Annotated in this window: 16 protein-coding genes; 8 read left to right on the forward strand and 8 right to left on the reverse strand. The window is 59.2% G+C overall.

Going from position 1 to position 13212, the window contains the following annotated elements; genetic code table 11:
- Window positions 1-76 precede the first annotated feature (76 nt).
- The 5 genes from BMY84_RS24275 (at window position 77) to BMY84_RS24295 (ending at window position 3061) form a co-directional block, all read left to right on the forward strand.
- A complete protein-coding gene (locus BMY84_RS24275; RefSeq protein ID WP_093087316.1) occupies window positions 77-286 on the forward strand; it encodes a hypothetical protein in 210 nt (69 codons plus the stop codon).
- 121 nt (window positions 287-407) lie between these two features.
- The gene (locus BMY84_RS24280) at window positions 408-1526 is read left to right on the forward strand and encodes a DUF3182 family protein (protein ID WP_093087317.1); all 1119 of its coding nucleotides are present in this window, start codon (window positions 408-410) and stop codon (window positions 1524-1526) included.
- Window positions 1527-1579: 53 nt separating this feature from the next.
- Window positions 1580-2320 carry an alpha/beta hydrolase family protein gene (locus BMY84_RS24285; protein ID WP_256215417.1) on the forward strand — a complete coding sequence of 247 codons (741 nt, stop codon included), beginning with the start codon at window positions 1580-1582 and terminating at the stop codon, window positions 2318-2320.
- 100 nt (window positions 2321-2420) lie between these two features.
- Entirely contained in the window at window positions 2421-2864 is a 444-nt protein-coding gene (locus BMY84_RS24290) for a pyridoxamine 5'-phosphate oxidase family protein (protein WP_093087401.1), read from the forward strand.
- Complete coding sequence (locus BMY84_RS24295) at window positions 2864-3061, forward strand: hypothetical protein (protein ID WP_093087403.1); 198 nt, start codon at window positions 2864-2866, stop codon at window positions 3059-3061. The genes BMY84_RS24290 and BMY84_RS24295 overlap by 1 nt, the downstream gene beginning before the upstream one ends.
- Window positions 3062-3111: 50 nt before the next feature.
- Here the strand turns inward: BMY84_RS24295 and BMY84_RS24300 are convergent, their stop codons facing one another.
- Entirely contained in the window at window positions 3112-4956 is a 1845-nt protein-coding gene (locus BMY84_RS24300; RefSeq protein WP_256215419.1) for a glycoside hydrolase family 15 protein, read from the reverse strand.
- Between the two features lie 163 nt (window positions 4957-5119).
- On the opposite strand from BMY84_RS24300, the gene BMY84_RS24305 reads away from it, so the two are divergent.
- Entirely contained in the window at window positions 5120-6013 is an 894-nt protein-coding gene (locus tag BMY84_RS24305; protein ID WP_093087320.1) for an SDR family oxidoreductase, read from the forward strand.
- Window positions 6014-6117: 104 nt separating this feature from the next.
- Here the strand turns inward: BMY84_RS24305 and BMY84_RS24310 are convergent, their stop codons facing one another.
- Window positions 6118-6552 (reverse strand): DUF3597 domain-containing protein, encoded by a 435-nt coding sequence (locus BMY84_RS24310; protein ID WP_093087322.1) that lies wholly within the window; start codon window positions 6550-6552, stop codon window positions 6118-6120.
- A gap of 125 nt (window positions 6553-6677) precedes the next feature.
- On the opposite strand from BMY84_RS24310, the gene BMY84_RS24315 reads away from it, so the two are divergent.
- Complete coding sequence (locus BMY84_RS24315) at window positions 6678-7250, forward strand: DUF4142 domain-containing protein (RefSeq protein WP_093087324.1); 573 nt, start codon at window positions 6678-6680, stop codon at window positions 7248-7250.
- A 560-nt stretch (window positions 7251-7810) separates the two neighbouring features.
- Here the strand turns inward: BMY84_RS24315 and BMY84_RS24320 are convergent.
- The 6 genes from BMY84_RS24320 to BMY84_RS24345 are packed head-to-tail and all read right to left on the reverse strand — an operon-like array spanning window position 7811 to window position 11993.
- On the reverse strand, window positions 7811-8107 hold the full coding sequence (locus tag BMY84_RS24320) for a plasmid stabilization protein (RefSeq protein ID WP_093087326.1): 297 nt from the start codon (window positions 8105-8107) through the stop codon (window positions 7811-7813).
- A gap of 11 nt (window positions 8108-8118) precedes the next feature.
- A complete protein-coding gene (locus BMY84_RS24325) occupies window positions 8119-9213 on the reverse strand; it encodes a catalase family protein (protein ID WP_093087406.1) in 1095 nt (364 codons plus the stop codon).
- A gap of 28 nt (window positions 9214-9241) precedes the next feature.
- Entirely contained in the window at window positions 9242-9424 is a 183-nt protein-coding gene (locus BMY84_RS24330) for a hypothetical protein (protein WP_093087328.1), read from the reverse strand.
- Between the two features lie 9 nt (window positions 9425-9433).
- Complete coding sequence (locus tag BMY84_RS24335) at window positions 9434-10216, reverse strand: SDR family NAD(P)-dependent oxidoreductase (protein WP_093087330.1); 783 nt, start codon at window positions 10214-10216, stop codon at window positions 9434-9436.
- Window positions 10217-10227: 11 nt separating this feature from the next.
- A complete protein-coding gene (locus BMY84_RS24340) occupies window positions 10228-11418 on the reverse strand; it encodes a zinc-dependent alcohol dehydrogenase (RefSeq protein ID WP_093087332.1) in 1191 nt (396 codons plus the stop codon).
- Window positions 11418-11993 carry an SRPBCC family protein gene (locus tag BMY84_RS24345; RefSeq protein ID WP_093087333.1) on the reverse strand — a complete coding sequence of 192 codons (576 nt, stop codon included), beginning with the start codon at window positions 11991-11993 and terminating at the stop codon, window positions 11418-11420. The genes BMY84_RS24340 and BMY84_RS24345 overlap by 1 nt, the downstream gene beginning before the upstream one ends.
- A gap of 290 nt (window positions 11994-12283) precedes the next feature.
- Between BMY84_RS24345 and BMY84_RS24350 the strand changes: the two genes are divergently transcribed.
- The gene (locus BMY84_RS24350) at window positions 12284-13072 is read left to right on the forward strand and encodes an alpha/beta hydrolase (RefSeq protein WP_093087335.1); all 789 of its coding nucleotides are present in this window, start codon (window positions 12284-12286) and stop codon (window positions 13070-13072) included.
- Window positions 13073-13212 lie beyond the last annotated feature (140 nt).

Raw genomic sequence — 13212 nt, forward strand, 5'->3', positions numbered from 1 at the left:
GAAGCACGATCAAGGATATTTCTCTCTTCAATCGAGTTCACCGGAATGAGAGGAACTTATTAGCCGGGAATCATGCATGCGTGATGATGTCGAAGCATTAACGCTCATGGCGGAGGAAATTTCTCTCCTCCGAGACCTTGCGACGCAAAATAAAAGCGATCCAAGCTGGATCCTGGTGCTCGCATGCGCTGACCACCTGCATGAAATCATGGATCATTTTGCGGGCGAACAGGGGCATTTGCGCGGCGAAATGCCCTGGTGGCGCGCATTCCAGACAAAGTCATGACCAGATCCTCATATGAACCCTCAACAAGGAAGGCATGTCTATCGAGCCATGGATATAATGTTCGGGCGTGGGGTTGTTGCAAGACTGCCACTTGGCAGTCCCTCGAATTCCGTGAGGTCCAATGGCTCGCTCGCATCAGACCCATTTTGTGAAGATCCATCCCAGTCAATCCAGTAGCCTCAACAATGAGCATGACAGAGCCTCGCGGAGTGAGCTTGCGCGCAGGATAGCCAGTCTCGGCAAGGGAAGATTTGTCGATCATGACATTTTGGGCGAGCAACAGACTTCAGGGGGTCCAACTGACACGCTGTTCATTCCAACGGGGACGATTGACCTTTCGACGGCGAAAGAACTGGGCATCCGGACCGAGAGCCAGATCTACGGGGGCGTCGTGCCGTTTCCCTTTGTCGGCAGCAAGGTCATCACACATCCGGCCTTCAGGGACGATCCCGCAATTCCGGCCGGATGGTGTCCTGAACTGGGCTCCGCTCTTGCGCCCCATGTGCTTTCAGGCTGGTCGGCCTTCACTCTCGATACGGTCCGCGCTGCCGCTCTTGATATGCTCGGGCGTACGGCGATCCGCCTGAAGGAGGTTGAAGCCACTGCCGGACTAGGCCAGTTCGTCGTTACGTCGGTCAAGGAATTAAACGAAGCAATGGCCCAGCTCGACGAGGCTGCCATCGCCAGACATGGGGTGGTGATCGAGGAGAATCTCGATGATGTCGTCACTTACAGCGTCGGCACGACGCGACTGTTTGGCGAGGCGATCTCCTATTGGGGTACGCAGCGGCTCACCAGTAACAACAGCGGCGCGACTGTCTATGGCGGCTCCACCCTACATGTCGTGAGGGGGGGGCTGGAGCGGCTTGCGAGCCTCGATTTGGCCGAGGAATTGCAGCAGGGTATCGATAAAGCGATCGCCTATGATGCTATCGTCTCACGTTTCTATCCGGATTTGCTGGCGTCTCGCCGCAATTACGATGTAGCAGCCGGCGTCAATTCCTACGGGGAACGTCGCATCGGCGTGCTCGAGCAGAGTTGGCGTGCTGGCGGCGCGAGCGGCGCGGAGATCGCGGCGTTCGAAGCCCTGGCGCGTGATCCCGAACGGTCGGCTGTGACATGCATGACGATGGAGATTTATGGCGAGGCCGATGCCGCTCCGGATGGCAGCATTATCTATTATAGCGGTGTCGATCCCGTCGCAGGGCCAATGACAAAATATGCGATGGAGTTGGAATGACAGGCAGTCAGTTAACCTTTGATGTCCAGGGAGAGAGCCTGGAAGCAACCTTGTTGTCGCCTGACAAGCTCGTCCCTGGCATCCTTTTCATCCACGGATGGGGCGGTTCGCGCGAGCAGGATATGGTGAGAGCCGAGGAGATCGCTCAACTGGGCTGCATCTGCTTCACGTTCGATCTGCGAGGCCATGCCAAACATGCCGAGGAGCGCAATGTCGTAACCCGTTCGCACGGCCTTGCAGATGTGACAGCGGCCTATGATTATCTCGTCAGGCAGGACCAGGTCGATCCGTCGGCGATTGCGGTCGTCGGCACCAGCTATGGCGGCTATCTCGCGGCATTGCTCACTGCGGCTCGTCCGGTCAACTGGTTGGCGCTTCGTGTTCCTGCGCTCTATCCTGACGAACATTGGGATGTGCCCAAGGCGAAGCTCGACCGCGATCTCATCAATGCCTATCGGGCGCGCTTTCGAACGGGCCGGGAAGACAGGGCTCTTGCCGCTTGCGAGCGCTTTGCCGGCGACGTTCTGATCGTTGAATCGGAACATGACGATTATGTTCCGCACGCGACCATCAGCTCCTATATGTCGGCGTTCCACAACAGTAATTCGCTGAGCTACCGTATTCTAAAGGGCGCTGATCATTCGCTGCGGGATGAAGGCGGCCGGCGCGCCTACAACCAGTTGCTTTTGACCTGGATAGAGGAAATGGTCCGTGGCGGTCGCCGTGCGTCATCATCCGACGCCCAGGCAGAGGCCAATCTTCCATCGCAGGCGACAAAGCTTGCGCAGGGGTAATTGTTTGCAAGCAGATGGATACTCGTTGCGATGCTGAACTGTGGAATGGCCCATTATTCCTGTTCGTGCGTTGGTGCCGAAACAATAGGAGTTGATGGCCATGTCCATGTCGGTTGAAGATCTGTCGCACAAGATGAAAGAGATCGATTTCGCCATGCTCGCCACCCATACAGGCGACGGTGCGATCGGATCGCGTCCGATGAGCAATAATCGTGAAGTCGATTATAAGGGTAGCGCCTGGTTTTTTTCGGAAGATACCGCGCGCATGGTGTCGGATATTGAGGCCGACCCCGCGGTCAACCTCAGCTATCAAGGAAAATCGGGTTTGCTAGGCCAGCGCCCCTTCTTTTTGGCGGTAGAAGGCACCGCCTTGCTCATCCGCGATAAGGACCAATTTGAAGCGCATTGGACGAAAGGCCTGGAAAAATGGTGGCCGCAGGGCCCGCAGACACCTGGCCTCGTCCTAATCCAGGTGATTGGCGAACGTGCGCATTTTTGGGATGGCGAAGAGGAAGGCGAATTATTTTTGGAGGATGCCGGATGATGACATCGGACGAGAAGCCCTCGCCGCGCCGCCTCGCAAAGGCCGGCGCGGTCATTTGCGGCGTGATCATCGCCCTCTTCATCTTCATATTTGTCGCGAGAAATGTCTGGCATGGCGAGGAACTTGAACAGGATCAGGCCACCGGCAACAACGTCGCGACCGAGCATAGCGGCCCATCCTATAACCAGCAGCCTTGAACCCTACAGGTTTCAGCGGAGCCTGGAAGCTGGACCATGTTCAGGGGAGCCTAGCCGCTGCCAGCCTGCAGCGACATGAGGGCCTGAATGATCGCAAGATGGGTCAGCCCTTGCGGCATGTTGCCCAGATAGCGGCCGGACACAGGATCGATCATTTCAGGATATACGCCAGCTGTGTGCGCCAGCCCCTCAATCGCTTGGGTAAATGCCCTGGACGCCGCTTCAGGCTGACCAAGCAGAATTTTGGCCTCGACCATCCAGAAGGTGCAGGCGAGGAAGCAGCCTTCTTCCTTGTCGGCTCCGGAATAGCGATAATGATAGGGTCCACAGCCGAGCTCCCGATCGATCGCCTCGATCGTTCGACGAAGGCGATCCCGTCCATCGAACCCGAAGCGCACAGCAAGGGCGAGGGACGCATCGAGGCGATCCGAGCCCGGATAGAAACTATAGGCGCCGAGGCTCTCGGACCAGCAATGCTCCGTTATCCAGGCCTCGACCCTGTCTCGTTCGCGTGACCAGCGATCGCGGCACGTCGTCGGCAATTGTCCTGCGTCGGCCAGCTCGACCGCGCGGGCCAGGGCCTGCCAGCAACTGATTTTCGACATGGTATAATGCTGCTCCTGGGCAAGCTCCCAGATGCCGCTATCCTTCTGGCGCCAGATGTCTGCACATTGATCGGCAAGATGGGCCAATATTTCTGCGCTGCGCGCGTCCAGAATATTGCCATGGTCTACGAAGCATGCCGCGGTCTCGAAGATATCGCCATAAATTCCATGCTGCCGCTGATCCGTGGCGCGATTTCCAGCAACAACCGGCTCTGAACGGCGATAGCCAGGCAGATCGACTGTCCGGACGTCTGAAGCTGCGCCGCCCCAGATCGAATAGCAGACGCGCGGCCCCACTTTCTCGATTTGCTTGAGCAGCCACGTCAGAGCAGCCTTCGCCTCCGCCTGGGCACCAACGCGCAGGAGGGCGTTAATGGTATAGCCTGCGTCGCGGATCCAGGCGAAGCGATAGTCGTAATTTTTCGACCCGCCAATCCGTTCAGGAAGAGAGGTGGTCGCCGCCGCTGCGATCGCACCGCTGGGCGAAAAGAGCAGGAGCTTGAGGACGAGGGCATTTCTGACCAATGCCTCCCGATAAGGTCCGTCACATTGGACCGTCTGCGCCCATGTGCGCCATTCATTGTCCGAGCCGTCGATCCGGGCGTCTATTTCGTCAAGCGAAGGCGCCACCAGCGGTTCGTCCTCGCCCGCCACGATCGCGAGCAACTCCGTCTGGCCCTCCTCGATCGTCAAACTTGCAGTCGCGCCACTATCGCCCAGATGCTCGATGATCACGCCTGATCCCGGCAGAAAGAGACCCAGCACGCTGCCGACATGGAAGACATCATGGCCTGCGACATTCTGCATATAGGGCGAAGCGGTCCCGGCGCGATGCCCGAGCCTCAACGCGATATCGAAATGTACCGAGCCTTCCAGCCCCTCGATCCGCCGCGCCAATTCGCACCAGGGCAAGCGTCCCGCAGAGCCGCTGTTGAGCGATTCGACCATTCGCGCCTTGCCGCCAGCGGTCTTGAATATAGTCTCGAGAACATTACTCTCGGGACGATAAGCCCGCTCGACCTCGAACGTTTCACGAGGCGTGATGGAGAAGTAGCCGCCCTCCTGCGGATCAAGCAACCTATCGAACAGGGGCGGAGAATCGAGATTGGGGACACACCACCAGTCGAGCGACCCATCGCTACCGCTCAGGGCCAAGGTCCGGCCATCGCCCAGGGCCGCATAATGTTCGAGATGAAGATAGTTTTCCGCGTCGCGCCGGGGGCGAGCGTTGTCGAGCTGAGTCCTGTTGATGACGACATTCCCTTGAACTGATTTCAGGCGAGAACGCACGAGAGGCGGCCTGTTTTCCTGATCCAGATCAGAGCTTTGAATAAGATTGCCATCCCGCTGAGCCCGGTGTGGAACTCGATGGCGCTGCGGCTCGTAGTTTGACGTGTCGCCCAGAACGGCAAACCGGACTGTCGTCCATCATCCCCATCAGCAAGGAGCGAACATGGCAGAGCGTCTCACCATGCAGGACCCGCGCGCACAATATCCCAAGCCCCCCTTTCCAGAGCAGCCGCAGCCGGTTCCCGGTATCGCTGCGGACATGGATCCCAGGCCTGACCATGGCGAGGAAAGCTATACCGGCTCGGGCAAACTCAAGGGCCGCAAGGCGCTGGTCACTGGCGGTGACAGCGGCATCGGCCGAGCTGCCGCTATCGCCTATGCGCGCGAGGGCGCCGATGTCGCCATCTCCTATCTTCCAAGCGAAGAGGAGGACGCAAAGGCGGTCATCGCCCTGATCGAGGCAGAGGGCCGCAAGGCGGTCGCACTACCTGGCGACATTACGGACGAGAACTGGTGCCGCAAGCTCGTCGATGAAGCGGTAAATGGCCTTGGCGGGCTTGACATTCTCGTCATCAACGCTGGCAGCCAGCAATATCGCGATGATGTTGAGGTCGTGAGCTCGGAAGATTTTGACCGCACGCTCAAGACCAATCTTTACGCCATGCACTGGATCACACAGGCCGCCGTGCCGCATCTTCCCGCCGGCGCGTCGGTGATCACAACCGCCTCCGTCCAGGCCTATGAGCCCTCGGCCATATTGCTCGATTATGCCACGACCAAGGCCGGCATCGTCGCCTATACCAAGGCGCTGGCCAAACAGCTGATCGAAAAGGGCATCCGGGCAAATGTGGTTGCCCCCGGTCCATTCTGGACGGTCCTGCAATCCAGTGGCGGTCAGCCGCAGGACAAGGTCACCAAGTTCGGGGAGCAGAGCCAGTTCGGCCGCCCTGGTCAGCCGGTCGAGATCGCGCCCGTCTATGTGCTGCTGGCCTCGCAGGAGGGCAGCTATATCACCGGTGAAGTCTACGGCGTGACCGGCGGCGCAGGGATCGCCTGACGCAAGGATGGCCCCGCGTCACCGCGGGGCCACCATCGCAACAGAAATGGTTCTGACAGTATAACGCCGGGCCGCCACCGGAAGGAGCGGCACGGCCAGAGGTCTTAGTCGCGCAGGCTATCGGGAACCACGCCGCCATTTTCAGCGAGTTTCGTCATCACCGCCCTGTGCAGCGCGATATTCTGCTCGGCGCTGCCATCAGCGCCCTCATGGACAGCCAGTTCGTCTGCCAGTTCCTTGCGCGCCGCAAGGCTGGAATCAAGATCGAGCAGCTTCAGCAGATCGACGATCGAACTTTGATAATTTCCCCCGCCTCCCTTGGCGTCGGCCATGGCCGAGAGAACCGCGCCGACATCGACCTGCGGCAGCGAGGCTGCCTCAGGTGACGCGGTGGCGGTGGCGGGCGACGCAGGGGGCGTAGTGGCTGGCGGGGTCGGGCTGGCCGTCTGGACATTCGTGGCGGGTGCAGGAGCGCCATTGCTTGCCTTCTGGTCGTCATGACCAAAAATCTTGTCCCTGATCTTGCTGAAAATGCCCATGTGCCTGTCCTCCATGTGATGGTTCAATCATCAACAAACGGCGGGTGGCAAAGAAGGGTCCCGTGGGAACGAGCTTGGCCGCGGCGGGTTGACGTTCCGACAGAGGATGATCCGGGAGACAATAGATGAAGATGCATTTCGCGACGGTGGCGATATCATTGGCAGCGCTGACACTTGGCGGATGCGGCAAGAAGGTCGATACGACGTCCAACAACGCCGCGGCAGCGCCGGTGAACAGCGTCAACGCCATCGAACCGGCGCCCGTTGCGGAGAGCGCAGGCCAGACGTTCGCCAATACAGCAGCGGCGAGCGATACATTCGAAATCGAAAGCTCGAGATTGGCGCAAGCCAACAGCCAGTCGGCGTCCGTAAAGAAATTCGCGGAGTCGATGATCAAGGCGCATACCGATTCAACGGCAAAGCTCGGCCAGGCTGCGAGCGCTGCGTCGCCAACCATCGTGCCCAAGCCGCTCCTGTCCATCGCGCAGCAACAGTCGCTCGACGCGCTCAAGGGCAAGAAAGGGGCAGACTTCGATGCCGCCTATATCGAAGCGCAGACCCGGGGACATCAGGAGACGCTCGAAACGCTCAAAGCCTATTCTGCCAATGGGGACGTTCCCTCGTTGAAGGAATTCGCGACCAAGCTTGTTCCCATCGTGACAGCCCATCTCAACATGGCTAAGGGCCTCAAGTCCTGAGCGAACGTTCCTTTTTCAGAATCTCTGCGTGTACGGACGGGCCATGGCGGTGATCGCCAATGACCCGTCTCCCTGCCCCTTCGATCTTGCATGAGGCAGATCGACGGGGCTTTTGGCCCTGCCAGCAAATGCCGCGTCGAGGATATCGTGCGTTTATCCTCATACCGGCCTGGACTAAAGGCACCCGACACAACGCTGCGACGCCCTCATATTCTCACTTCAAGTGCGCCGGGCCATTGTGTTTCAGGATATTCCGTCATCGATCGACTGGGTCGTCGTGCGATCTTGCCGATGACCGGACGGTTATGGGCTATTGGCAGGTCGATGCCGGTCCCTATGCACCAGACTGTTGTTGTGATGATGCCCTTTGGGCGTGGGACCGGCAGCCTTTGGTCTGCCTTGTGCCGAGATAGCCTAGCGTGCTTTCAAAGTTTTTCGAAGCTCGGCCGGATTTGAGGAGGAGCGTACAATTTATCGCCAGCGCCTTGAGGACCATGATCTTTTCCTGCTTGCAGATTAGGATTTTGGTGTCTGGTCATCATTGCCCATGAGGCAGGAAATCAGGCGTTGCCTTTACGCCGCCGCGTTTCCCAACCCTTTTTCGCGGCAGCTGACCGGTCGGAAGCGCTCTGGTTGGAACCGCCTTTGCGTCCGCCCTTGCGGGAACTGTCATGATTTTCAGCCTTGCCGCGTCCGGAACCCGATTTGTTTCCGCCGCCCGATTCCTTATTGACCGTCGCCCAGGCGCGACGCTCGGCCTCCTTGTGAGAAACGCCGCGATCCTCATATCCCTCTTCGATATGGGCGGCCTTGCGTTTCTGCTTGTCGCTATAGCTCGACTTGTCACCTTTCGGCATCGCATCTCTCCTTATTCGGCATCGGGTAGCTTCGCATTTGACGGCTCATGGAAAGGGCAGCCGTTCAACCGCCCGCGCATTTCGGACGACGCAACATAGGCTACTTTGCGCGCTCGCATCACCGCACCGAGCGGACAATGCGCCTCGATCCCATGCCAAGGATTGAACGCTGTCTGATCGTCGAGCACCCGCGCTCTGTCCCAAGTCCAGCTCGGCTGTGGCGCAATGCTGATGACCGCGACCGCAACATAGGGATTGGCCTCTTCAGGCCAGGCAACCGACGCATCCTCGATCGGATTGGCAGCAAGATCACGGGCAAGCTGAACGCGTATTTCCCATTCACCGCCTTGCGCCGCCAACAGGCTGGCAATCTCTTCGCGCAGCGCATCGTCGCGACCAGCGATGTCGATTTCCTGGCCTTCGAGTGCCTTGAAATTCTCTGAGAGCGGGACCACGCCAAGCTTGGCGATATAGTTGCCGTAACGGATCGGCGCCTGGGTGAAGAAGCTCTCGCCAAGGGGGTGGGTGTGGCGATGGCCGCCAAGCTGTTCGAGCAAAGCGCTCTCTCCGCCCAGTGCTTCGACGCCCTTCTCGGCCGTCCGAAAGACGGCAGATACTGCCTTTTTGAGTCCTTCGACCTTGTCGGTCGTCTTGGCGAGCAGCTTCAGGTTCGCGAGGAACTTCTTTGGACCCGGGGTCGGAAAGGCAACACCATTGGCGAACAGGAAATCCTGCGTACTGTCGCCTTCGCTCCCTGCCAGCCGCTCGCCTTCGACGCCGACGAGCTTGATTGCAAAGCCACGGATCAATGAGACGCTGTCAGGCAATATGTCGCCAGCACCGGTGGATATTCTTACCAAAGCATCAAAGCTCTTCGGCTCGGCAAAAACGCCCTGCGCATAATGAGGCGGCAATCCTTCAAGCACGCGAACGCGCGCCTGAAGAAGGGCATGACTCTTGGCATGGACGCCGCTAAACCCATGGCCCAGATCACGATATGTGGTCTCGATGATTTGGCGGAAAGTGTCCGCCAGTTCGGCATTTACGTCCGCCTCATCCTGGTCAATCCGCTCGATGTCGGGCGTAAAGGGGATCGGGCTGTCCATCGGGCCTCCGGCGATAGTTTGAAACATCTCAGTCCGGGCGCGCGCTGTCGCGATCCCCGGCCGGATAGTCCTCAGGTTTTACCGTGCCGACATTAGGCCGGTCCTCGACCTTTTCTGAGTGCTTACCCTTAGGCCGATCAACCTCAGCCTCATGGTCTGGACGCGCATCGCCGAGCGGCCCTCGCGCTACCTTGCGGGTGTCTTCGGACATCTCAGCCTCCTATTGCGCACTGCCGGGCTCAGCCATCTTGCGATGCTGCTCAGCCAATAACGATTGTGGAACGAGACCCGCTGCTGCGACCTGCAGCTTGTTCGAGAAGCCCGAAACGATATGGCCCTTTCCGGCCAGGAGCGCGTCCCAGCCATCCTTTGCAACCTTGGCCGGATCGGCCTTGTTGTCGTCGGCACCCACCGCAGTGTCGGCGCCCAGGCCAGCGCGGTCGAAAAATTCCGTGTCGGTCACGCCGGGCATCAGCGTCGTCAGCGTGACGCCCTTATGATCCTTCAGTTCATTGCGCAGCGCTTCGGTGAAATTGTCGATGAAAGCCTTGGTGCCGTTGTAGACCGCGTTGAAGCTGCCGGGAATGAAACCGGCAATCGAGCCGGTGACCAGAATCTTTCCCGAATCGCGCGCCACCATCGGACCGAGCACCTTGTGAAGAAGGTAGATGGTGCCGGTGATGTTGGTGTCGATGACATGGCGCCAATCGGACAGTTGCTGGTCGAGAAACGCATGTCCCAGGCCATGCCCCGCATTGGCGCAGAGCAAGTCCACCGGTCGCCCGCCGGTACGATCGAGCAATTGATCGACGCCCTGTACGATAGAAAGATCGACCTCGAGCGTATCGACCGCGACGCCAAAACTTGCGAGTCCAGCCGAGGCATCGGCAAAGGGCGTGTCGGCAACGACGAGGAGATCATAGCCGTCCTTAGCCGCCAGTTTTGCCAATTCAGCGCCAATCCCGCTCGATGCGCCGGTGATGATTGCGAATTTATCAGCCATGTCTTTTCTCCTCACGCAGCGACGCGATCAAGGCCGGGCTTCAGCACGATCTTGGTCACCTCATTCTGCTGGTCGTGGAACATCTTGTAGCCCTTTGGCGCATCCTCCAGCCCCATGCGGTGCGAGATGAGGAAGGTCGTATCGATCTTGCCCTCGACGATCGCATCGAGCAGCGCGGGCATATAATGCTGGACGCTGGTCTGGCCGGTCTTGAGCGTCAGACCCTTTTCCATAAAGGCGCCCAGCGGGAACTTATCCACGAACCCGCCATAAACGGCCGGCATGGAGACGCGTCCGCCCTTGCGGCAGGCATGAATGGCCTGTCGGATCGAATGGGTTCTGTCGGTGCCAAGGAACATCGACGCCTTGATTTGATCGACCACGTTGTCGAGGAAGAAGCCATGCGGTTCGAGGCCGACGGCGTCGATGACCGCATCAGGACCGATGCCGCCGGTCATCTCCATCAACGCCTCATATGTCTTCGATTGCTCATAATTGATGGTTTCCGCGCCGAAGCGCTTCGCCAGCTCCAGGCGATGAGGAAAATGGTCGATCGCGATCACCCGTTGCGCGCCCATCAGGAAGGCAGACTGGACCGCGAACAGGCCGACCGGTCCGCATCCCCAGACCGCGACGGTGTCGCCCGGCTCGATGTCGGCATATTCGGCCGCCTGCCAGCCGGTCGGGAGAATATCGGAGAGGAAAAGGACCTGGTCATCATCCAACCCATCGGGAACGACGATCGGCCCGATGTCGGAAAATGGCACACGGACATATTCGGCCTGGCCCCCCGCATAGCCGCCGGTCAGATGGCTGTAGCCGAACAGTCCGGACATCGGCTGGCCATACATTTCCTGGCCGATGTCCTGATTGTCGGCGGGATTGCCGTTATCGCAGGCGGAATATTGGTGTTTGCCGCAATGGTAGCAGCTCCCGCAGGCGATGGTGAAAGGCACCACGACCCGCTGACCCTTCTTCAACGTCGATTTTGCACCGGTTTCGACCACCTCGCCCATGAACTCATGGCCAAGGATGTCGCCCGCTTTCATCGTCGGGATATAGCCATCGTAAAGGTGCAGGTCCGAACCGCAGATGGCGGTCGAGCTGATCTTGATGATGGCGTCGCGCGGATTGAGGATTTCAGGGTCGTCGACGGTATCCACGCGGACATCATGCTTGCCGTGCCAGGTGAGCGCGCGCATCAGTTCTTCTCCTCGGCAAATTGCTGTGCAGTGCGGGCGGCAGTGGCGACCTCGCCGGTTTCCATGAGTTGCTTGAAGCGCCGCAGATCGCGCCGCGCCTGAATGGCCGGTTCGCGCTGGAACATCTTGGCGACGATCTTGCCGATGAACCCGGCGGGCGGATCATAGGTGATGGTAGCCGTGACGATGGTGCCGCGTTCGCCTGCGTCGCGAAATTCGATCCGGCCGCTATTGGGGACGTCAGCGCCTTCGACAGAAGTCCAGGCGATCAGTTCACCGTCTATCTCTTCTGTGATCACGGCATCCCATTCGACGGTCTTTCCCGCCGGCGCCTTCACCACCCAGTGGGAGCGTTCAGCGGTAAGAATGTCCACGCGCTCCACATTATCCATGAAGCTGGGCAGCTGGCTGAAGTCGCGCCAATAGGCAAAGAGTTCTGCGCGAGGGCGGTTGATGGTCACGGATTTGCCGATGAGGTTTTCATGACCCGCCCCCTCAACGGCGGTTGCGGCCTCTTTCTTCTGCTCGCTCGACTTTGCAGTGGCCGCAGGGGCATCGTCTGTCGCATGGCTCATGGGCATAGCTCCTTGGACATGGGAAAATGGGCTGCGCCAGCATGTATGGGCGCATCAAAGGCGATCCTCGGTCTCGCCACCCCACAACGCGACGGTCTCGACAATAGCCCCATGACCGGCAGCATAAATCTTATTGATAGAGATCAGTTTTGGCACCGAGCTATGCGCTGGGCCGCGCCACAAATGGCCCCGCAAGCCTCTTCTGGTGTAAATATCCTGCCTTGGGCTGCTGGAACGGACAGTGGCCTGAGCCGTTCGCTCGGCCATCCCCACCAGCCGAGGAGTGTTCCATGAAGACCGTAATATTCGTCCATGGCATGTTTCAAAATCCTGTCAGTTGGCAGAAATGGACCAGCTATTTTAGCGAGAAGGGCTATGATTGCGTGGCACCGGCTTGGCCGCTTCATGCGGGAAATCCAGTCGATCTGCGTGAGAGCCCGCCTGAAGGCCTGGGCGATCTCCACCTTCATGAGGTGATCGAAGCGATCGAGGCCCAAGTGCGGCGTTACGACCTGCCGATCATGATCGGTCATTCGGTCGGTGGGCTCATCACCCAGATCCTGCTTAGTCGCGGATTGCTGTCGAGCGGCGTTGCGATCAATTCGGTCGCGCCTAACGCGATGATCGATCTCGACTGGGGCTTCATCAAGAACAGCGCGATCATCGCAAACCCCCTGAAGGGCATTGCGCCTGTGCTTATGGATGAAAAAACCTTCCATGGCACCTTCGCCAACACGCTCAGCGAAGCCGAGGCTGCAGCCGAGTTCGAGGCAACGGCTACGCATGACAGCCGCAATGTGCTGCGCGATTGCATGGGTGAGGATGGCAGGATCGATCTCGATGCACCCCACGCACCACTTCTTCTGATTGGTGGTGAAGAGGATCAGATCATCCCTGCGCACCTCACCGAGAAGAATTTCAAGGCGTACACAGATGCCGCGAGCCTGACCGAGTTTCTGCCCTTCGCCGGTCGCAGCCACTATATTTGCAATGAACCGGGCTGGCAGGATGTCGCGGAAGCCGCCTACCAGTTTATCGAGCGCAACAGCGCCGCAACCAGCGTCGGCGCAATCATCTGATAGCCCCTGCCGGTCCGCAGGCAAGGCGCCGCGGGCCGGCGCAGACTTGTCCATTCAACTCCGGACTGCTGCCCACGGAGTGTCACGCGGCATTCTTTACCGACGGATCGAAAGCCAGGAAGCCGTCACCCACAGGATCA

The sequence above is a fragment of the Sphingobium sp. AP50 genome (assembly GCF_900109095.1).
In the GTDB taxonomy this organism is placed as follows: Bacteria; Pseudomonadota; Alphaproteobacteria; order Sphingomonadales; family Sphingomonadaceae; genus Sphingobium.